This is a genomic window from Mesorhizobium sp. PAMC28654 (genome assembly GCF_020616515.1).
Taxonomy (GTDB): Bacteria; Pseudomonadota; Alphaproteobacteria; order Rhizobiales; family Rhizobiaceae; genus Mesorhizobium.
In genome coordinates this window covers 1,243,605-1,264,396 of sequence record NZ_CP085135.1, presented here as the reverse complement: position 1 = coordinate 1,264,396, position 20,792 = coordinate 1,243,605, and the positions used below count along the sequence as shown (strand labels likewise).

The 20,792-nt window shown below is 61.1% G+C and carries 19 protein-coding genes and 2 tRNA genes; 14 read left to right on the top strand and 7 right to left on the bottom strand.

Annotated elements, in window-relative coordinates:
- Positions 1-8: 8 nt before the first annotated feature.
- Both LGH82_RS06440 and LGH82_RS06430 read right to left on the bottom strand, forming a co-directional pair.
- Entirely contained in the window at positions 9-980 is a 972-nt protein-coding gene (locus LGH82_RS06440) for a glycosyltransferase family 10 domain-containing protein (protein ID WP_227347734.1), read from the bottom strand.
- 1,135 nt (positions 981-2,115) lie between these two features.
- Positions 2,116-2,191 (bottom strand) — tRNA-Thr (locus tag LGH82_RS06430).
- 158 nt (positions 2,192-2,349) lie between these two features.
- On the opposite strand from LGH82_RS06430, the gene LGH82_RS06425 reads away from it, so the two are divergent.
- Positions 2,350-2,517, top strand: coding sequence for a hypothetical protein (locus tag LGH82_RS06425; RefSeq protein WP_227347732.1), 168 nt, complete (start codon positions 2,350-2,352; stop codon positions 2,515-2,517).
- On the opposite strand, the gene LGH82_RS06420 is transcribed toward LGH82_RS06425, so the two are convergent.
- On the bottom strand, positions 2,491-2,838 hold the full coding sequence (locus tag LGH82_RS06420) for a hypothetical protein (RefSeq protein ID WP_227347731.1): 348 nt from the start codon (positions 2,836-2,838) through the stop codon (positions 2,491-2,493). The two genes, LGH82_RS06425 and LGH82_RS06420, sit on opposite strands and share 27 nt — an antisense overlap.
- A 254-nt stretch (positions 2,839-3,092) precedes the next feature.
- Between LGH82_RS06420 and LGH82_RS06415 the strand changes: the two genes are divergently transcribed.
- Complete coding sequence (locus LGH82_RS06415) at positions 3,093-3,410, top strand: BA14K family protein (protein ID WP_227347730.1); 318 nt, start codon at positions 3,093-3,095, stop codon at positions 3,408-3,410.
- Between the two features lie 140 nt (positions 3,411-3,550).
- On the opposite strand, the gene bhcR is transcribed toward LGH82_RS06415, so the two are convergent.
- Entirely contained in the window at positions 3,551-4,372 is an 822-nt protein-coding gene (bhcR, locus tag LGH82_RS06410; RefSeq protein WP_227347729.1) for an HTH-type transcriptional regulator BhcR, read from the bottom strand.
- Positions 4,373-4,586: 214 nt separating this feature from the next.
- On the opposite strand from bhcR, the gene gcl reads away from it, so the two are divergent.
- The 3 genes from gcl to LGH82_RS06395 are packed head-to-tail and all read left to right on the top strand — an operon-like array spanning position 4,587 to position 8,165.
- A complete protein-coding gene (gene gcl, locus LGH82_RS06405; RefSeq protein WP_227347728.1) occupies positions 4,587-6,368 on the top strand; it encodes a glyoxylate carboligase in 1,782 nt (593 codons plus the stop codon).
- 24 nt (positions 6,369-6,392) lie between these two features.
- Positions 6,393-7,190, top strand: coding sequence for a 2-oxo-tetronate isomerase (gene otnI, locus LGH82_RS06400; protein WP_227347727.1), 798 nt, complete (start codon positions 6,393-6,395; stop codon positions 7,188-7,190).
- Between the two features lie 57 nt (positions 7,191-7,247).
- On the top strand, positions 7,248-8,165 hold the full coding sequence (locus LGH82_RS06395) for a 2-hydroxy-3-oxopropionate reductase (protein WP_227347726.1): 918 nt from the start codon (positions 7,248-7,250) through the stop codon (positions 8,163-8,165).
- Between the two features lie 125 nt (positions 8,166-8,290).
- Here the strand turns inward: LGH82_RS06395 and LGH82_RS06390 are convergent, their stop codons facing one another.
- Positions 8,291-9,148 carry a TrmH family RNA methyltransferase gene (locus LGH82_RS06390; protein ID WP_227347725.1) on the bottom strand — a complete coding sequence of 286 codons (858 nt, stop codon included), beginning with the start codon at positions 9,146-9,148 and terminating at the stop codon, positions 8,291-8,293.
- Between the two features lie 199 nt (positions 9,149-9,347).
- On the opposite strand from LGH82_RS06390, the gene LGH82_RS06385 reads away from it, so the two are divergent.
- The 4 genes from LGH82_RS06385 to LGH82_RS06370 all read left to right on the top strand — a co-directional run bounded on the left by LGH82_RS06385 (position 9,348) and on the right by LGH82_RS06370 (position 12,945).
- Positions 9,348-9,432: transfer RNA gene (locus LGH82_RS06385), tRNA-Tyr, on the top strand.
- A 309-nt stretch (positions 9,433-9,741) separates the two neighbouring features.
- Positions 9,742-10,413, top strand: coding sequence for a FadR/GntR family transcriptional regulator (locus tag LGH82_RS06380; protein ID WP_227347724.1), 672 nt, complete (start codon positions 9,742-9,744; stop codon positions 10,411-10,413).
- A gap of 28 nt (positions 10,414-10,441) precedes the next feature.
- Complete coding sequence (locus LGH82_RS06375; protein ID WP_227347723.1) at positions 10,442-11,971, top strand: acyl--CoA ligase; 1,530 nt, start codon at positions 10,442-10,444, stop codon at positions 11,969-11,971.
- Positions 11,968-12,945 carry a 2-dehydropantoate 2-reductase gene (locus tag LGH82_RS06370; RefSeq protein ID WP_227347722.1) on the top strand — a complete coding sequence of 326 codons (978 nt, stop codon included), beginning with the start codon at positions 11,968-11,970 and terminating at the stop codon, positions 12,943-12,945. Before LGH82_RS06375 ends, LGH82_RS06370 begins: the two co-directional genes overlap by 4 nt.
- Positions 12,946-12,998: 53 nt before the next feature.
- On the opposite strand, the gene LGH82_RS06365 is transcribed toward LGH82_RS06370, so the two are convergent.
- Positions 12,999-13,697, bottom strand: a complete 699-nt coding sequence (locus LGH82_RS06365; protein ID WP_227347721.1) for a GntR family transcriptional regulator — start codon at positions 13,695-13,697, stop codon at positions 12,999-13,001.
- A gap of 225 nt (positions 13,698-13,922) precedes the next feature.
- Here LGH82_RS06365 and LGH82_RS06360 point away from each other — a divergent pair, with 225 nt between their 5' ends.
- The 5 genes from LGH82_RS06360 (at position 13,923) to ggt (ending at position 19,565) form a co-directional block, all read left to right on the top strand.
- On the top strand, positions 13,923-14,963 hold the full coding sequence (locus LGH82_RS06360) for an ABC transporter substrate-binding protein (protein WP_227347720.1): 1,041 nt from the start codon (positions 13,923-13,925) through the stop codon (positions 14,961-14,963).
- 100 nt (positions 14,964-15,063) lie between these two features.
- A complete protein-coding gene (locus tag LGH82_RS06355; protein ID WP_227347719.1) occupies positions 15,064-16,146 on the top strand; it encodes an ABC transporter ATP-binding protein in 1,083 nt (360 codons plus the stop codon).
- Positions 16,143-17,054, top strand: a complete 912-nt coding sequence (locus LGH82_RS06350; protein WP_227347718.1) for an ABC transporter permease — start codon at positions 16,143-16,145, stop codon at positions 17,052-17,054. Before LGH82_RS06355 ends, LGH82_RS06350 begins: the two co-directional genes overlap by 4 nt.
- A complete protein-coding gene (locus LGH82_RS06345) occupies positions 17,051-17,851 on the top strand; it encodes an ABC transporter permease (RefSeq protein ID WP_227347717.1) in 801 nt (266 codons plus the stop codon). The genes LGH82_RS06350 and LGH82_RS06345 overlap by 4 nt, the downstream gene beginning before the upstream one ends.
- 127 nt (positions 17,852-17,978) lie before the next feature.
- Positions 17,979-19,565: a gamma-glutamyltransferase gene (gene ggt / locus LGH82_RS06340; RefSeq protein ID WP_227347716.1), complete on the top strand. Its 1,587-nt coding sequence runs from the start codon at positions 17,979-17,981 to the stop codon at positions 19,563-19,565.
- Between the two features lie 125 nt (positions 19,566-19,690).
- Here the strand turns inward: ggt and LGH82_RS06335 are convergent, their stop codons facing one another.
- Positions 19,691-20,776 carry a Gfo/Idh/MocA family protein gene (locus LGH82_RS06335; RefSeq protein WP_227347715.1) on the bottom strand — a complete coding sequence of 362 codons (1,086 nt, stop codon included), beginning with the start codon at positions 20,774-20,776 and terminating at the stop codon, positions 19,691-19,693.
- Positions 20,777-20,792: the final 16 nt, after the last annotated feature.

Genomic DNA, 20,792 nt, shown 5'->3' with positions numbered 1-20,792 from the left:
CATGCGGTCTATTGCGGGACTTTCTTCTTCCACTTGCGGAGTCGAGTGGAAAGATACTCACGGCGCCCAAACGGTAATCCGGGGCGGCCGGCGGGATTGGAGGGCCTGTTGTCAGCCTCTTGCCGAATGAAATCCAGCAACCTGATGAACAATGGGGTCTCCAGCACTCGAATCCTCTCCGCCAGAAAATCGGGCAGCGGCTTCGAGCGCCACGCAAAGAACGCTTCGTATGCCTGTGGTGTCTCGATCAGGTATTTGAGATAGTCAGCGAGATCACGCGCGCTCCCGAAGTCATCCGCGTTGATGTACGAACCCGGCGGGGCGAATTCAGCGACATTGGGAGCCCCGAGGTAAATCGGCACCGTCCCGGCCTTGAAACAGTCGTAGATTTTCTCGGTGACATAGTCCGGCTCTTTCGAATTCTCGAACGCAAAACCGAACCTGTAGCGCCCGATGGCAGCGAGCTTTGACCGTGATCCGAGGTCCGGAAGTTCGATCGTCCTGTTCCGCTTGAACCGACCATAGGAATCGATGGGAATGTGCTCCCACAACCCCTCGATGAGGTCCATTCGACCGCTGTGATTTGACTTGGATTTAGACACGAAGAGCGCGAGAGGAGCCGTTTCGGTCTTGGCGGGAATAGGCATGGCCATCACCTCATCCCACCAACTCTTTATCGGTATATATGGCGTCCAGATCTCGGACTTGGTCTCATGCGTCACTGTGAAATCGAAGTGCCGCATGAACATCGGGTCGTTGAACCGCTTGTAGTTTTGACGGCTCTCCATCGTCCAGCCAATCCAATATTGCCCGGGATATTTGAAGGCGTCGCCAATCTCCCGATAGTTGGGGATATGAAAGACCACAGCCGTGGCTTCGGCAATGCGGCGCTTGTCGAGGGTAAATCCCCCTGGTCCATCATAGGGGATCGAGCCGATGTCGACCGGCTTGCTGAAAAACGTCGAGTAGAAAAGAATCAAAGGGTCTTTTGATATCAGTGCTGTGCGCCTCGTGGCGGTTTACTGGCGCAGAGAAACAACAAAAACAACTTGTATTCCTAGGTCCAAGGCAATCCGGAATCTACCTTTCTGTACCGCACTTCCCTCAACACGCCTTGACCCCGTCCTGATTAAGCCGCGAGGCAATCGCCTTCGGGGCGTTGTTCCTCCGCGTGCGGGACGTTTAATTGGCCCAGCGGCGCTTGAATTTTTATCTAAGGACGGAACCGCGTCGACATAACGAAGTTCTGCTTAAGCCTGTTTCCCTCAAGCAGGTCATGACGACACCAGGCCCGTCTCGGCTCACGCCGGGGCGGGCTCCTTGCGTCGTCATCGTCAACTGGCGCTACAAGGTGCAATGCGCAGCCATTGCTTGATCCGGATGTCGCGGACGAGGCGCCGACAGGGTACGACGAAGAGCGCCTGTTTCCCTACATTTGCCTGCCTGACGCCGCGGCTGAGAACGCGGACTGGTGTGAAGTTGCCCACATCGTTTCGCACATCGATCCTGAAAAGGAGCCTGTGCTGGCGTACCGAGCTTGGGAGAGGCATCTCGCGCGAGCCCGATGGATGACAACCAATGGCTACCGATTCTTGGTGGCGGCGCACCCTACTACTGGAACGCCGACCGGCGGATCGACAGGTCCGCCGCATACGCAAAATCGCTAAGTGAATCTACTTCACATTCGCCAGAGAGGCACCTAATGTTAGCTACCTCGTGGCGGAGTGGGTTACACAAGGGGGGTGCATTTCCCTACACTCTCGGTTCGAATCCGAGACGAGGTATCCATTCTGTAGCTGGCATGGGAAAGAGCGTCGCCGCTCTCCGCCTCGCATGGCTTGGATCAGCTATTTCCGAGGAGCTATCTGCTCGGTGATCCCGACCCTTTCGACCGCAAACTGGGAGCGTCATCCACTGCTAATGCATGTCGCCCAAAAGTGCGCGCCGGTTTTGGGAAAACGATATGCATAAAAACAAAGACTTAAAGCGCGTCGCATGAATCCGCTCAAACGCGACGCGCTTTTGACCGGCCTTTTTCGTCCGCCGCCTTGCATGGCGCGCCAATTTTGGCCAAGGCGGAACCTTCGATCCTATTGAAATAGCGATATTAAATACTGGTGCCCCCGGACGGAATCGAACCGCCGACCTTCGGTTTACAAAACCGCTGCTCTACCAGCTGAGCTACAAGGGCACGGCGCACCGGTTAGCATATTTGCAGCGCCAGTAAAGACAAAAGTCGGTTTTTCACCACTGGCGTGGCGGATTGCTGGCCTGCTTGGGCATCCTGAAAACCACCAACCGACGCCCTATATGGGAGGAGGTGCAATCGTATGCGCGAGGATGTCTGGGATGATAAGGTTTGTCGTCATTGCCATCATGGTGGTCGCTGTCTGGGCTTTGCTGGTGAAGGCCGTCAAGGAGTTGAAGAGCGCCAACATCGACTGGACCGGCGTGACCACCATCATTGGCTTTATCGCGCTTGCCTTCTGGCTACGCCATGTCACCGGCATGGGTTAAGCAAGTGTAACCGCTGCATTCCACGCGCCGGCTTTCTGAGCAACGAGGCGGCGGCGTTGCTTGCCCTTGGAAATTCTCCGAACCTTTTCGCTCGCCGTCACGACTGATGCTCCAGAGGCGAATGGTCGCCTCGATCAGAGATCCAGGAGATCCGTCATGTTGAAACGCGCATTCGCTTCCAGCCTCATTGCCATCTTGCTGTCCACTGTTGGCTTGGCCGGTACCGTCCAGTCTTCGTCGGCTCACGGCATGCACCGCCATCACCATCACCACCGACATCATCATCACCAGTGGTGGCATCACCACCATCATCACCATCATCTTTTCTAAGAATAGCCTGACGGCGCGACCAGCAAGGGCGGCTTCGGCCGCCCTTTTTGCCGTATGTAGGGCAGTGCTTTGCCATCGTCATGCGAGACGGATCGGCGGCCATCGGCGACGGATTCCGTGCCCTCAAGCCCAGTTTCTTGCCTCGTCGAGAAAAATCAAAAATCTTCGAACCTTTTTCGTGGCCGCAACGACAGATGATCAAGAGGCGGATGGTTCGCTTCTGTCAACGAAACAAGGAGATCGTCATGTTCAAGCGCACAATCGTTTCCGGCCTCATCGCCACCACCGTCGCCGCCACCATGCTGGCCGGCACCATCCAGCCCTCGGCTGCTCATCCCTTGCATCATCATCACGGCTACGGCCTGGGCATTGGCATCGCTGCTGGCGTCGGCGGCTTCCTGCTCGGCAGCGCACTGGCACAGCAACAGCCGCAGGCCGTCTATGTCGACGACGAAGGCGGCTCATGGCATGTCCGCCGCTGCTTCGAACGCTACGACAGCTACGATCCGGACTCCAACACCTATATCGGCCACGACGGCTATCGCCACTACTGCCGGCTTTGAGAGGGAGGCGATTGTTTCAAACAGCCAGAAAAAAGGGGCTCCTTGCAGCCCCTTTTTTGCTGTCGGGGCAAGCCTGGCTTGGGCCGTTGCGGAAGGGGATTCGAATGCTTGCCGCATCGTTGAGCGCGATTGCCGGATCGTCAGGATGATCTGACCCCGCCGATCATCTTTGTCACGTCGGCCGCGGCATTGCGCACCAGGGGCCCGATCTCGGCCAGCCGTTCCGGTGTCACCCGCACTGTCGGTCCTGAAACGGAGACGCCGCCGATTGGTTCGCCAAACTCGTTGAAGATGGCCGCCGCCACGCAGCGCATGCCCGGGTGCCGTTCCTCGTCGTCCACGGACCAGCCGCGCAGCTTGATCCTGCCCAGATCACGGGTGAGGGCGGGGAGATCCGAGAGCGTCTTGTCGGTGAAGCGTTCCAGGCCGGCCTTGCGCAGGATGGCGCCGACGCGTTCCGGTTCGAGATGCGCCAGCACCGCCTTGCCGATGCCCGAGGCGTGGAACGGACTGCGCGTGCCCGGCCGGAAGAAGGCGCGGATCGCCTGGTGTGTCTCGACCTGGCTGACGAAGACGACGCAATCATCCTCGGCGACGCCAAGATTGGCGGTTTCGCCGGTTTGCTCCATCAGATCCTGCATGACGGTGCGCGCGCGGTCGACCAGCTTGCGGCGACGCAGGAACGCCGCGCCCATGCGGTAGGTCTCGACGCCGATCGACCACAGTTGGTCGCTCGAGTCGAACTCTACCATGCCGTGGTTCTCCATTGTCGTCAGCATGCGATAGGCGGTCGAGGCGGCAAGACCGCTCTGCGCCGCGATCTCACTGAGCGACAGGCCGCTACCGTCCGCGACAATAGCCAGGATGCGCAGTGCCCGGTCGAGCGACTGAACCGAAGCGGCCTCGGCCGGACCATTGAAGGAGCGCGGACGGCCACGCTGGCGTTTTTCGTTTGTTTCCATCGGCGCCATTCTCGGTGATTTCGTCCAAGACGCAATGAAAAAGTTTTTCACTGCTGGAGGCGATGAGATTCATGAAAAACGAAAACGCAAACAGAATCAATGCATAAGGGCTATTTACTGAAAATGAAAAAATATTCTGAAAAAATTGAAAAATAGCTCCGCCGCGAGCATCATCAGCCCATCAAACAATGACAATCCCGTGGAGGGCTGGAAAATGGCCAGGATGCGCGCTGTCGATGCCGCGGTTCTCGTTCTCGAAAAGGAAGGCATTTCCTGCGCCTTCGGCGTGCCGGGCGCTGCGATCAATCCCCTCTATTCGGCGTTGAAGGCGAGGGGCTCGATCCGCCACGTTCTTGCCCGCCACGTCGAGGGCGCTTCGCATATGGCTGAGGGTTACACCCGTGCCAAATCAGGCAATATCGGGCTTTGCATCGGCACATCGGGCCCGGCGGGCACCGACATGATCACCGGGCTTTACTCGGCCGCCGCCGATTCGATTCCGATCCTGTGCATCACCGGCCAGGCGCCGCGCGCCCGGTTGAACAAGGAGGATTTCCAGGCAGTCGATATCGCCGCCATCGCGGCCCCCGTCGCCAAATGGGCGGTCACCGTCATGGAGCCCTATCTGGTGCCGATGGCGCTGCAGAAGGCGTTCCATCTGATGCGCTCGTCGCGGCCGGGGCCTGTCCTGATTGATCTTCCCGTTGACGTGCAACTGGCTGAGATCGAATTCGACATCGACGCCTATGAGCCGATGATGCCGTTCAAGCCCGCGATGACACGCGGTCAGGCCGAGAAGGCGCTGGACATGCTGAATGCGGCCGAAAAGCCATTGATCGTGGCTGGTGGCGGCATCATCAATGCGGATGCCTCCGACCTTCTCATCGAATTCGCCGAGATCACCGGCGTTCCGGTCATCCCGACCTTGATGGGCTGGGGCGCGATACCCGACGATCACCGGTTGATGGCAGGCATGTGCGGCCTGCAGACCTCGCACCGCTACGGCAACGCCACCATGATCGAGGCTGACTTCGTCTTCGGTATCGGCAACCGCTGGGCCAATCGCCATACCGGTTCGGTCGACGTCTACACCAAGGGGAAAAAGTTCATTCATGTCGACATAGAGCCGACGCAGATTGGTCGTGTCTTCGCACCGGACCTTGGCGTCGTCTCGGATGCGGGCGCGGCGCTGAAGATTCTGCTCGACGTCGCCACCGAATGGAAGACGGTGGGAAAGCTGCGTGACTGGTCGGGCTGGGCCAGGGAGTGCCAGCAGCGCAAGAAGACGATGAAGCGCAAAACGCATTTCGACCAGGTGCCGCTGAAGCCGCAGCGCGTCTATGAAGAGATGAACAAGGCGTTTGGCCGCGACACCACCTATGTCACCACGATCGGGCTGTCGCAGATCGCCGGCGCGCAGTTCCTGCATGTCTACAAGCCACGCAACTGGATCAATTGCGGGCAGGCCGGACCGCTCGGTTGGACGCTGCCGGCAGCGCTCGGCGTTCGCGCCGCTGACCCGGATCGCAACATCGTGGCGCTATCTGGCGACTATGATTTCCAGTTCATGATCGAGGAACTGGCTGTTGGGGCGCAGCACAAGCTGCCTTATATCCACGTCGTCGTGAACAATGCCTATCTCGGCCTGATCCGACAGGCGCAGCGCGGCTTCTCGATGGATTTCGAAGTCAACCTCGCCTTCGAGAACATCAACCGGACCGGTGATCCCGAAGCGGGCTACGGCGTTGACCATGTCGCCGTCGCCGAAGCCATGGGTTGCAAGGCCGTCAGGGTGCGCAAGCCGGAGGAATTCGCTGGTGCCTTCAAGGAGGCGCAACGGCTGATGAAGGAACATCAGGTTCCGGTCGTGCTCGAATTCATCCTCGAGCGCGTCACCAACATCTCCATGGGCACCGAAATCGACAAGATCACCGAATTCGAGGAACTTGCCGAACATCAGGAAGACGCGCCGACGGCGATCGTCATGCTCGACTGATTCACTTTGTAAGGAAATCCCGCTATGCCACGGTTTTCAGGCAATCTTTCGATGCTCTTTGGCGAGCATGACTTTCTCGATCGCTTCGATGCCGCCGCGCGCGCGGGCTTCAAGGGCGTCGAATATATCGGTCCCTACGACCATGCGCCCGATGTCGTGGCCGCGCGGTTGAAGAAGAACGGACTGACGCAGGTCCTGTTCAACCTGCCGGCCGGTGACTGGGCCAAGGGTGAGCGCGGCATTGCCGTGCTGCCCGATCGCGTCCCCGAATTCCGCCAGGGCGTTGCCAAGGCAATCACCTACGCGCATGCGCTGGGTTGTGAGCAGGTCAACTGCCTCGCCGGCATCGCGCCGCAAGGCGTTGCGGCAAAGGTGCTTGAAGATACCTTTGCCGAGAACCTGGCTTTCGCGGCGGAGAAACTGGAGCAGGCCGGCATCAAGCTTCTGATCGAGCCGATCAATACCCGGGATATTCCGGGCTTCTTCCTGAACTATTCGGACCAGGCGCTGGCGCTGATCGACCGCGTCGGCTCGAAGAACCTGTACCTGCAATACGACATCTACCACATGCAGATCATGGAGGGGGATCTCGCCCGTACCATCGAGGCAAACCTCGGCCGCATCGCGCATATCCAGCTTGCGGACAATCCCGGTCGTCACGAACCGGGGACGGGCGAGATCAACTATCCCTACCTGTATGATCATATCGACCGCATCGGCTATTCCGGCTGGGTGGGCGCTGAATACAAGCCCAAGGCCGGGACGGAAGCTGGGCTGGGTTGGCTCCGGGAATTGGCTGGGCAGGGAAGCGCTGCGGCTTAGCGGCCGGCGCGCGCCAGGGAGCGCGGCCTCGACAAAAACACACGACGGAGAATGAAAATGGAAACCATCGGCTTCATCGGCCTCGGCATCATGGGCGCGCCGATGGCAGGGCACCTTCTCGACGCAGCTTACAAGGTCGTCACCAGCGACCATCGTTCGAAGCCACCAGTTGACCTTGTTGCCAAGGGGCTGAAGACCGTGACCGGCCATCACGCCGTGGCCAAGGCCGCCGACATCATCATCACCATGGTGCCGGACACGCCGCAGGTTTCCGACGTGCTGTTCGGTGAGAATGGCGTTGCCTCTGGTTTGACCAAAGGCAAGCTGGTCATCGACATGAGCTCGATCTCGCCGATCGAGACCAAGGTGTTCGCCAAGAAGATCAACGATCTCGGCTGCCTCTATCTCGATGCCCCCGTGTCCGGTGGCGAGGTTGGCGCCAAGGCGGCATCGCTGACCATCATGGTCGGCGGCGAGGAAAAGTCGTTCGAGCGCGCCAAGCCCATCTTCGAAAAGATGGGCAAGAACATCACGCTGGTCGGACCGAACGGCGTCGGCCAGACCACCAAGGTCGCCAATCAGATCGTCGTCGCGTTGACCATTGAAGCCGTTGCCGAAGCCCTTGTTTTTGCTTCAAAAGCCGGCGCCGATCCGGCCAAGGTTCGGCAGGCGTTGATGGGCGGGTTGGCGGCCTCGCGCATCCTCGAAGTGCATGGCGAGCGCATGGTCAAGCGCACTTTCGCGCCGGGTTTCCGCATCGAGTTGCACCAGAAGGATCTCAACCTGGCGCTGGAGGGCGCCAAGGCGCTCGGCGTGTCACTGCCCAACACCTCGACGACGCAGCAGCTGTTCAATTCTTGTGCCGCCAATGGCGGCGCCAAGGAGGATCATTCGGCGCTGGTGCGAGCGCTGGAGCGGATGGCGAATTTCGAAGTCGGCGGCGAAGCAGCCGAAGCCAAAGGCAAGGCGGCATAGGTCAGGAGGGGGCGGCGCAACGTTCCCAAGCCGCCAACTCTTTGCCTCGCGAAGAGCGGGTTCCGGCGTTCGTCGCCGGAACCCGTTTCTCGTTTCGATCGGGCGGATCGGTTGCCGCTTCCGGCTTAGCCGCGCTGCTTCAGGAATGCCCGTGCCGCATAGAGGCTGACCGCGGCGGCATTAGACACATTGAGCGATCGGATGGCGCCGGGCATGTCGAGGCGTGCCAGCGTCGTAACCGTCTCCTGAGTCTTCTGGCGCAGCCCCTTGCCCTCGGCGCCCAGCACCAAGGCGATCTTGTCACCGGCGAAGCTGGTTTCAAGTTCCGTGGGGCCGTCCGAATCAAGGCCGATGGTCTGGAAGCCGGCTTCGCGCAATTGCCCAAGCGCGTCAGCCAGGTTCTTCACTTCGATCTGGTCGATATGTTCCAGCGCGCCGGAAGCCGATTTTGCCAACACGCCTGATTCCTGTGGGCTATGGCGCGCCGTGGTGATCAGCGCACCGGCACCGAAGGCCACCGCCGAGCGCAGGATGGCGCCGACATTGTGCGGATCGGTGACCTGGTCCAGCACCAGCACCAGTTTGGCATCCCCAAGGGCATCAAGGCGCTTCGGCTTCAACGGTTCGGCCTCGATCAGCACGCCCTGGTGCACGGCGTCGGAGCCGATCACCTTGTCGATGTCCCTCGGCTCGACAAGTTCGGTCTTGAAGGGCAAGGCGGCGAGGTCGGCTATGTCCAGGCGCTCCAGCGCATTGCGCGTCACCAGCATCTTGCTGATCTTGCGGCGTGGATTGTCCAGCGCAGCCCGTACCGTGTGCAGGCCATAGAGCCGGACCAGCCCATCCGCTGCATTTTCGCCCGGCGGCACTGGTTGGCGTGGCCGGAATGCTGGCGCGCCGCCGCTCTTCTCGTCGCGATAGGCGCGGCGCAGCTTGGCGTAGTGGGTGTCTTTTGGTGTCTTGGAATTGTTATCGCTGTTCATGCCGGTTCTATAACCATGTCCGCTGGAAATGGATACAGTCGCGCCGGACAACCACCCATCGTGACGCGGATGAAATTTCAATGCGTTTTGCCGGAATGTTGCGGTTGACAGTTTTGGATGGTGCCGCCATAAGGCGCATCGCGGACGACAGCCATGGCGGTCGTGACGCAGCCTCGTTGCATGGCTCCGGCGGCAGACTGGAGAGGTGCCCGAGTGGTTAAAGGGGACGGACTGTAAATCCGTTGGCTATGCCTACGTTGGTTCAAATCCAACCCTCTCCACCACTGCCGGCCCGGAAGCCCTGAAACGCGAAGCAGGCCTGCTCGCCAGAGCAGTCCTGAATGCCAGTCGGCTCTGCTTCATCCAAATTTCGCCATCGGCTCGGCTCGTCGCGAGAGACGCGATCACTGCGGCAATGCGTATGCCAGCGCGGCTTACCGCGAAGTCAAAGATGCGCTTGGCCGGACATTGACGTTTTCGGTCGGCCTGATTGATACCAATTTCAGAATTGACATCAAAATTCTGCTCGCTCTGAAATTTGTTTCGCTGATACGCTGCATCCAAATCGTGAAACCAATTTGGGTTGGTATCAAATGAGGCGTAGGGAACGCGCCGTATCAAAGCTGCTTGAATTGATCGGGAGTGCGTCCTTTCCTGAGGCCAGCAGGCTTCCGGCGGAGCGCGATCTTTCCGAACAACTCGACCTCAGCCGCAGTGCTTTGCGCGAAGGCCTCGAAGTGCTCGAAGCCGAAGGCAAGATCTGGCGCCATGTCGGGCAGGGCACTTTCGTTGGGGGTCGCCCGCGTCGCCTTGCAGGGACGGCACCGTTGGTCGCGCCGCACACCAGCCCGAATGAACTGATGGAAGCGCGAATCCTTGTCGAGCCGTCGCTGGCGCGGTTAGCGGCGACACGGGCAACGGCGGCCGAGATCGCCGAGCTACGTCATCTGCTCGCCAGGAGCGAAGTGGCGAAGGATGTCGAGACGTGGGAGCTGTGGGACGCACGGCTGCACCGGGCGGTCGCCGAAGCAGCGCACAATGTGCTGCTGCTGTCGATCTACGAGGCCTTCAACGCCATTCGCGCCCAGCCGCAATGGTCGCGGCTGCGGCATGAAACGCTGACGCAGGAACGCCTCACCATCTATCGCGAGGAACACCGCGCCTATGTCGACGCCATTGCCGGGCGCGACGCGGAAGCCGCTGCCCAGGCGATGCGGCGCCATCTGGAATCCGTGCGCGACGGCCTCTTTGGCAGCGCCGGCTGAACCCTTTACGACAAGCGAGGACCCATCGATGACATCCGCGACTTCAACAATTCCGGCGCTTGTCGCCGCGCATGATCCGGCATCCCTCGCCATTCTCGCACCCGGACGTGCCCCGCTGACTTATGGTGGGCTTGGCGACCGGATCGCGGCCGTCGCTGCTGTGTTTCGAAAGGCCGGCATTGCTGCCGGCGACCGCGTGGCGATCGTCATGCCGGACAGCGCCGAACTGGCCACCGCGTTCCTGGCGATTGCCTCGGCGGCCACGGCCGCGCCGCTCAATCCAAGCTATCGCACGGAGGAGTTCGACTATTACTTGAACGACCTCGGCACCAAGGCCTTGGTGGTGCTGGAAGGGTCCGAGACGCCGGCGCGCGCGGCAGCGCTAGCACGCGGCGTGGCGATCATCGAGTTGCGCCCCGTGAATGATGCGCCGACCGGGTCATTCGATCTCGTCGTCGGGCAGGCAACGGGCGCGCCGGTGGCTGATGCCGACGCGACGCCTGCGGATATCGCGCTGGTGCTGCATACTTCCGGAACCACGTCGAAACCAAAGATCGTGCCGCTCAGCCACCTCAACCTGACAACCTCGGCCCGCAACATCGCCCGCACGCTGTCGTTGACCCAGTCTGATCGCGGGCTGGTGATCATGCCGCTTTTCCACATTCATGGCCTGATCGGTGCGCTGCTGTCTTCGATCGCCGCCGGCGCCAGCGTCTATTGCGGCGGCGGCTTCAATGCGCTGCGCTTCTTCGGCTGGCTGGATGAGTCGACTGCCACCTGGTACAGCGCCGTGCCGTCCATGCATCAGGCGATCCTCGGCCGTGCCGAACGCAACCGCGAGGTGATGGAGCGGCACAGGCTGCGGCTCATCCGCTCCTCGTCCGCGCCAATGTCGCCGGTACTGATCGGCGAACTTGAGCAGATCTTTGCCTGTCCGGTTATCGAATCCTACGGCATGACGGAAGCGGCGCACCAGATGACCAGCAACCCGTTGCCGCCATCGCCGCGCAAGCCGGGCTCGGTCGGCATCGCCGCTGGTCCCGAGGTGGCGATCCTCGGCGCTTCCGGAAAACTGGCGGCGCCGGGCCAACCCGGCGAAATCGTCATCCGCGGGCCGAATGTGACCGGCGGCTACGAGAATCGTCCGGAAGCCAATGCCGAGGCCTTTCGCGATGGCTGGTTTCGCACCGGCGACCTTGGCCATCTGGACGAGCAGGGCTACCTCACCATCAGTGGCCGGCTCAAGGAGATCATCAATCGCGGAGGCGAGAAGATTTCGCCACGCGAGGTGGACGATGTCATTGCCGAACACCCGGCCGTGCTCCAGGCCCTGACCTTCGGCATGCCGAGCGAGAAGCTCGGCGAGGAAGTTGCCGCCGCCGTGGTGCTGCGCGAAGGCGCTGCCGCAACCGAAAGCGAGTTGCGCGAATTCGTAGCCACAAGACTGGCGCCCTTCAAGGTCCCGCGTCGCGTCGTGTTCCTGGAGGAGATACCGAAAGGACCGACCGGAAAATTGCAGCGGATCGGTCTTGCCGAACGGCTGGGGATCACGCGATGAGAATCTGTATCTACGGCGCAGGTGCCATCGGCGGCCTGGTGGGCGCCCGTCTGGCGAAAGTCGGCCATGAAGTCTCGCTGATCGCGCGCGGGCCTCATTTGCACGCGATGCAGGCCAGTGGGCTTCGTCTCGTCGAAAGCGAAACGTCGTCGACCGTGCAGGTTGCGGCCTATGAAAATCCCGCCGAGGCCGGCGAGCAGGACGTTGTCGTCGTTGCGCTGAAGGCGCCGGCCGTTGCCGGTATCGTCGACCGCATGCAGCCACTGCTCGGGCCGGCAACCAGCGTGGTGATGGCGGTCAACGGCGTGCCGTGGTGGTATTTTCATGACCTCGACGGTCCATGGCGTGACCATGTCCTGGAATCGGTCGATCCCGGCGGGGTGCAAAAGCACGGCATTGGAGCCGACCGAGTCATCGGCTGTGTCGTCTACCCGGCGGCGGAAGTGGTCGAGCCTGGTGTGGTCAAGCATGTTTCCGGCGACCGGTTCAGCCTTGGCGAGCCTTCAGGCGTTGCCACGGAGCGTGTAAAGGCGTTCAGCAAGGCGCTGATCGGCGCTGGCCTGAAGGCTCCCGTCAAGGCCGACATCCGAACCGAGATCTGGGTGAAGCTGTGGGGCAACGTGGCCTTCAATCCAATCAGTGCGCTGACGGGAGCCACGCTTGCCCGCATCTGCGGCGAAGCCGAGACGCGGCGACTGGCGCTTTCAATCATGACCGAAGCCGAGAAGGTGGCGAATGCGCTCGGCGTGACCATGCCGATATCGGTGGAGCGTCGCATCGACGGCGCGGCCGCCATCGGCGAGCACAAGACATCGATGCTGCAGGATCTCGAGCGCGGCAGGCAGATGGAGATCGATGCCGTGGTTGCCGCCGTCGCGGAGCTGGGCCGCATTGTTGGCGTCGAAACGCCGACGATAGACACAGTGCTGGCCCTGGTGCGCCAGCGCGCGAGCATTGCCGGCGCTTATCCATGATATCGTAAAGGGCCTGGGCGGCCTCGCCGCCCGGCCATTCGGCTTTGTTTGTGCTATGAGGCGCGAGCAAGAAATGTCTGGTAGTCCGACTTCGCCTGTAGCAGCCGCAGGATGTTGTTGCGTGATCCGCGGATGTGCTCGCGCGTCAATTCGACGGCACGCGCCGCATCACCCGCGCAAATCGCCTCGACAATATCGAAGTGCTCGTCGCGGGCGATCTTCCATTCGTCCAGCCTCAGCAGTTCCATCCAGACATAATGCTGGCACTTGTCGAGAATGCCGTTCAGTATCCCGCAAAGCATCACATTGCCGCTGATCTGGGCGATGGTGCGGTGGATGTCCATTCCGATCTGCAACTCCTGGAACATGTCCTCCGATTTGCGGTCAGGCAGGGCCGCCAGGCGCTCGCATTCCCTGACCATTTCGCGCAGGCGTTCCTTGTCCTTGGCCGTGATATTGGCCGTCGCCAGCTCGGTCGCGTAACCATCCAGCAGTTCCCGTATCTCGAATGCCTCGCGGAACATGTGGATGTCGAATTCGGTGACGACGTAGCCCTGACGCGGGCGGCCAATGACCAGCCCGTCCTGCTCCAGCCGGTTCAGCGCCTCGCGCACCGGCGTGCGGCTGACCTTCAGCTTCACTGCCAGGTCATTCTCGGTAACGCGTGCGCCCGGCGGCAATTGTCCGGTGACGATGATCGCCTTCAGCGACCCGTACACGGATTCGCGCAACGTGTTCTTCCCCTTGGCCATGCGAAGCGATTTCCAATTCTTGCTCGAGAAATGCCGGCCACTGTCGGCCGCCGGCATTGTCGGGACAGCGGTGGTCGCCGGCCACTCAACTCTCCCATGCGGATGCCAGCTTATGGCTGAAGAACGCGATCTTTCAAGTTGACATTTGTTTTTGCCAGCGATTACATTCAAAGTTGTATACAAAATAGAATGCCGAAACAATGGCAATATCCGGGGAACATGACGATGAGAAAATCAAGCCTTGTTAGTGCACTGGCCACGGCCGGTCTGGTCGTCGGCGCCGTCTCGGGCGCGCTCGCGGCCGACACCATTACTGTCGCTTCGTGGGGCGGCACCTATCAGGAAGCGCAGACCAAAGCCTTCTTCAAGCCCACCGCCGATGCACTCGGCATCACGATCAAGGAAGACACCACCAACGGACTGGACGACGTCCGACTCCAGGTGACCGGCAATGCGGTCAAGTGGGACATCACCGAACTGGGCGCGGACGAATGCGCCAGGGGCTCCAAGGAAGGCCTGTTCGAGAAGCTCGACTACAACATCATCGACAAGACCGGGATCAACCCGAAGCTCGTGCATGACGACTGGGTGGGCATCTCCTACACGTCCGTGGTGCTGATCTATCGTACCGATGTCTTTGGCGACAAGGGACCGAAGACCTGGGCTGACTTCTGGAATGTCGAGAAGTTTCCGGGCCGCCGCGCGCTCAGCGGAAGTCAGTCGACCGAAACGCTCAGCGTCGCTGCCCTTGCCGAAGGCCTTCCCATCGACAAGGTCTATCCCGTGGACGTCGACGCCGCTTTGAAGTCGGTGGACAAGATTCGCGGCCACATCGACGCCTGGTGGACGTCCGGCGCCCAGGCCATGCAGTTGGTCAAGGACGGCGAAGTCGACATGGCCAGCATCTGGAACGGGCGCGCCGGCACCCTGAAGAAGGAAGGCGCGCCGGTGAGCTTCTCCTTCGATCAGGGCGTTCTCACCGCGGACTGCATGGTCATACCCAAGGGCTCGAAGAACAAGGACATCGCCATGAAGGCGCTTGCGATGTTCGTCAGCCCACAACTTCAGGCCAATCTGCCGCTCTATGTCGACAACGGGCCAGTGAACGAGAAGGCTTTCGAGACCGGCAAGATTCCCGCGGACAGGATCAAGGACATCAATTCATCGCCCGAGAACGTCAAGAAACAGGTTCTGCAGGATGCCGAATTCTGGCGTGACAACCTCGTGGAAGCCACGGAAAAATTCAACAACCTGATCCAGCAGTAAGGCCGCGTCCGGTTCGACAATCACCTTGGCGCCGGGGACTCGTTCCCGGCGATCCGGCGATTGCGTTCTCGCACAGCTCATCTCTGAAGGAAGTGTCGATTTGTCCGCAGCCCAGTCCTCGCCGCCGATCAGCATCAAGGGAATTGCCAAGCGCTTCGGCAGCGTCCCGGTTCTCAGCGATCTCGATCTCGACGTGGCGCCTGGGGAATTCCTCACACTGCTTGGTCCGTCCGGGTCAGGCAAGACAACGCTTCTGATGATCCTCGCCGGGTTTGTGCGGGCAAATGCCGGAAGCATCAGGATCGGCGGAGATGAGGTCATCACCATGCCGCCGCACAAGCGCAACATTGGCATGGTGTTCCAGAATTATGCGCTGTTCCCGCATATGAACGTCTTCCACAACATTGCTTTCCCGTTGAAGCAGCGGCGCATCGCAGCCGTGGAAACCGCCGAGCGGGTCGAGAGGGCACTTGAACTCGTGCAATTGCAGGGCCTTGCCGACCGTCGCGTCGATCAGCTTTCGGGCGGGCAACGGCAGCGTGTCGCGCTGGCGCGGGCGATCGTGTTCGAGCCGCGCATCGTCCTGATGGACGAGCCGCTCTCGGCGCTCGACAAGGGATTGCGCGAGCATATGCAGATCGAGTTGCGCAGCCTACACCGCCGGCTGGGAATGACCACCGTCTACGTCACCCATGACCAGCGTGAAGCGATCACCATGTCGGACAGGATTGCCGTCATGAACAAAGGCCGCATCGAGCAATTGGACCAGCCAAAGGCTCTCTATGCGAAGCCTCGCACAAGGTTCGTCGCCGGCTTCATCGGAGATTCGAACTTCATCCCCGTCGACTGCCGGGACGGCGCTGCATGGTACGCTGGACAGAGAATTCACACCGGGTCACCGGTGCCGCCGTCGGGTCGGCATTGGCTGGTCGCACGCCCGGAATGTGTCAGGCTCGCCGGAGACGCTTCGGATAACCGCGCGAATGTCTTTGCCGCCACCGTACGCGACATCGTTTATCAAGGTGACAGTTTCATCTGCTACGCCACGCTGGCCAATGGCGAACAGATCGCGCTGCGCGACTATTGCCGCAGCGATATTCTTTCCAGGATTCCGCAAATCGGGCAGGCGATCAATCTTCAGATCAACGCCGAAGATGCCAGCATCGTGACGAGCGAAGCATGACGACGCTGGCGGACACCGAAGGTCACCTTCGCGGCGCGAACGCCAACGTGCTGAGGGCGGATGCGCGGCGTGAATCACTGGCCTTGCTGGCACTGTGTTCGCCAGGCCTGCTGCTGGTTGGCGTGATCATCGTGTTGCCGATCGGCTGGCTGTTCTGGCTTTCGTTCTTTGATGAAAACGGCCTGCTTAGCGGTTCCAACTATGCCCGCTTCGTCGAGCAGAGTTCCTACATCCGGACCTTTGTCACCACCTTCAAGGTGGCATTCACCGTCACCGGACTCTGCATTCTCCTCGGCTATCCCTTGGCCTACATGCTGTCGCAGTTGCGGCAGCGCATCGCCTCGGTCTGTCTGATCTTCGTGATTCTGCCGTTCTGGACCTCCGTGCTGGTGCGGACCTATGCATGGCTGGTGATCCTGCAGCGCAAGGGCCTGGTCAACACCTGGCTTATGGATCTCGGGGTGATCGATCAGCCATTGTCATTGGCCAACAATTTCACCGGTGTCATCATCGGCATGACACACATCATGCTGCCTTTCCTGGTGCTGCCGCTCTATGCGTCGATGAAGGCGATCGATTCCGACTATCTGCGGGCCGGGATGAACCTAGGCGCCAGTCCATCGGCGACCTTTCGCCAGATATTCTTTCCGCTGTCGCTTCCGGGCCTGGCTTCGGGCGTGGTCATCGTTTTTGTCCTGTGCCTTGGCTTCTTCGTCACTCCGGCGTTGATGGGGGGCGGCAAGGTCATCATGTGGGCGATGCGGATGGAGCAGACCACAAGCCTCTATTCCAATTGGGGCGCCGGCAGCGCGCTGGGTGTCATCCTGCTTGCCGTCACGCTCGGCCTTCTCGCGCTGTTGCAGAGGTTGTTCGGAGCCCGCGCGACCGGCGTCTGGAGCGCAAGATGACCGAGGACCTTGGTTTGCCGATCTCGCATTGGCGGCGGCTATGGCTGTATGCCTTTGGCGGCCTCGTGCTGCTGTTCCTGATCGCGCCCTCGCTGATCATCGTGCCAATGTCATTTTCGGCGTCGACGCTGCTGCAGTTTCCGCCACAGGAATGGTCATTGCGCTGGTACGAAGCCTATTTCCAGTCCGTGGAATGGCGTGACGCCACCATCGTATCGGTCAAGGCCGCGATCCTGACGACGATGATCGCAACACCGATCGGAGTGGCGGCGGCCTATGCGCTGAATTCCCGGATACTGCGCATGTCGGGTTTCATCAACGCGCTGATGACCGCGTCCTTGATCGTACCGGTCATCCTCGTGGGCATCGGCACGTTCTTCATTTACGCGCGGGTCGGCCTAAACAACACCATGACCGGGCTGGTGCTGGCCCATACCGTGCAGGCGCTGCCGCTGGTGATGCTGACGGTGCTTGCCGGGTTCAGGTCCTATGACATGAACCAGGAGCGGGTGGCGCGCAGCCTGGGAGCAGGGCGCTTTGCCGCCTTCTGGCAAGTGACGGTGCCGCAGATCCGATTTTCGATCGTCTCGGGCGCGCTGTTCGCCTTCATCACCTCATTCGATGAGGTGGTCGTGTCATTCTTCATATCCGGTGGCGAGGTGACGACGTTGACGCGCCGGATGTTCAACGCGTTGCGCGACCAGATCGATCCGACGATCGCCGCGATCTCCACCTGCCTGATCGTGCTGTCGATCGTGCTGCTCTCGATGGCGCAGCTGTTCGGTCGCCGCCGCTAGAGCATGGTCCGGAAAAGTGGAAAGTAGGTTTTTGAAATCAAGCTCGTGCAAGACGAATCTCGATGCGAAAGCTGTGGCTTACGCCCAAGCTTTATAGCTGCTTCCTATGACAAGGTACTGACCCCCGATGCGTGATCTACAGTTTCCCGGCCGCTCTCCAGTCCGCGCCACCGAAGGCATGGCCGCGACATCGCATCCGCTCGCGACGCTCGCCGCCATCGACATGCTGCGCGCCGGCGGCAATGCGATCGATGCCGCGGTGACGGCTGCAGCCGTGCAGGCGGTGGTGGAGCCACAGTCCACGGGCATCGGCGGTGACTGCTTCGTGCTCTATTGCCCGAATGGCGAGGGCGACGTGCTGGCGTTCAACGGCTCCGGCCGCGCTCCCGCGGCCGCGAATGTCGACTGGTATCTTGAAAAAGGCTTCGACCGTATTCCTGCTGGCGGACCTCACTCGGTGACGGTGCCCGGCGCCGTGGATGCCTGGTGCCGCCTGCTGGACGACCATGGCCGCAAAGGCATCGCCGATGCGCTGGCTCCCGCCATCCACTATGCCGAGCACGGTTATGTCGTGCATGACCGCGTCGCTTTCGATTGGGCGGATCCCGAGACGGATCTCTCGGCCGATGAGCATGCCGCCCGCATCTTCCTGCCGGGCGGAAGGGCGCCCGTGGCGGGTGATGTCCATCGCCAGCCGGAACTCGCCGCGACGTTGCGCAAGATCGCCAGGGATGGCCGGGCTGGCTTCTATGCGGGTGAGACCGCCGATGACCTGGTCTCCAGGCTGCAGGCGCTGGGTGGCCTGCACACGCACGAGGATTTCGCATCGACCAGGGGCGACTACACGATGCCCGTCAGCACGTCCTACCACGGCTACGACATTCACCAGATGCCACCGAACAATCAGGGCCTGACGGCGTTGCTGATGCTGAATGTCCTGTCCGGCTTCTTGCCGGGCGGGCTTGACCCCAACGGCGCCGAGCGGCTGCACCTGGAGATCGAGGCGGGACGGCTTGCGTATCGCGACCGTGACAATCTGGTTGGCGATCAGGACCATGTGGTGGTTCCCGTCAAAGAACTTCTGTCCCGTGACTACGCGGATCGGCTGCGCGCCGAGATCGATCGCGAGCGCGCCATGACGCATCTGCCGCGTGTCGCGTTGCCCGGCAGCGACACGGTCTATATCTCGGTCGTCGATCGCGACCGCAACGCGGTGAGCTTCATCAATTCGACCTATTTTTCATTCGGTAGTGGCATTGTCGGCCCGAAGACCGGAATCGTTCTACAAAATCGCGGGACAAGCTTCCGCCTTGATCCCCAGCATCCGAACTGCATCGCACCGGGCAAGCGGCCAATGCACACCATCATGCCAGGCATGGTCACCAGGAACGGCCGTGCGCTCATGCCATTCGGGGTGATGGGCGGCGGCTACCAGCCGTTTGGCCATGTCCATCTGCTCACCAACATGTTCGATTTCGGCATGGACCCCCAGGAAGCGATGGACGCGCCACGTGTGTTCTACAACGACGACATGGTGAGCGCCGAACGCAGCGTCTCTGCCGAGGCCATCGAAGGGCTGCGCCGGCGCGGCCACAGCGTGGTGGCGCCGCACGAACCGCTCGGTGGTGGCCAACTGGTGTTGATCGACTGGGAGAAGGGAACGCTGACCGGAGCTTCCGATCCGCGCAAGGACGGCATGGCGCTTGGCTACTGACCGCGCGCTGGCGAGACCAAGGATTGCGACGGCTGCAGGAACCTGCTCACGCATTCGCGTCGGTCCCGACGCGAATGCGTTGAACAAGATCAACGGCCACCATTGCGGGAAGTAGACGGCTGCTCTCAGCGCCTGCCGCTCTCCTTCATCCGATCGATGATCTCGGCCATCAGCGCCAAGTCGCGGCGTGAATCCGCCAGGTCGGTCAGTGGCTTGGTGCCGTCGGTGATGTGGCGGTGGAATATCTCGAGCTCGTTGGAGAAGGCATCTCCGTAGAGCGGACCGAAGGTCTTGGTCACCGGGCCGAGCGGACCGGCATCGGTCACCTCCAGACGGGTCGGCAGGCTGCGGATATAGGGCGTGTCGTAGATGATGCGCACCCGCCTGGTGTTCGATCGCACTTCGATCATGGCGTCGAACAGGCCGATGTCGTCAACGACCGCATCATAGCAGCAGGCGAAATGACCGTAATCGAAGGTCACTGATGTGTTGGCGCCGCCATTGGTGCGGTGCGCCGAGAGCACGCCCAGCGGCTCTCCGATCAACCCGCGCATCGCGGAAATATGGTGCGAGGAGAGTGCGGTCAGGCCGCGATAGGCGCGCACCAGATCGGCCGGTGCATCGCCCCCCACCACTTCGCGGATGAGCGCATCGCGCTCCTTCGCGCCACGCGCTAGCAGGTTCTGGTCGATGTCCTGGGAATAGAGGACGTTCTGGCTTTTCTTGAGGAAATGCCGACCTTCCGAGATCAGGTCGAAGATGCGGACATGGGTTATATCGGCATGATCAGGCAGTTCATCCATGGCCGCCAGATAGGCAGGCGCATAACGCCGCATATAGCCGACGAAGAGTGTCTTGTCGTACGTTGGCACCAGCGCCAGCAATTCGTCGATCTCGCGCACTGTCAGGCAGGCGGGTTTTTCCAGGAGGATATGTTTGTTGGCCTTGATGGCGGCGCGCACGAAGCGGCTGTGCGTGTCGTCGGACGACAGCACGAACACGGCGTCGATGTCCGGTGAACGGATCAGGGCTTCCGCTGAGTCATAGGCCTTGGCGGTCGCATATTCGGATGTGCATAGCGCCACGAGGCTTGGCGAAACATCATGGACGCCGGCGATCACCCAGCGGTCACGCTGATCGCTCAGCACCGGCAGGTGGATCGACTGCGCGACCTCTCCAAGGCCTATAAGCCCGACACGGATCACCGCCACGGCGTACTCCCTTTCA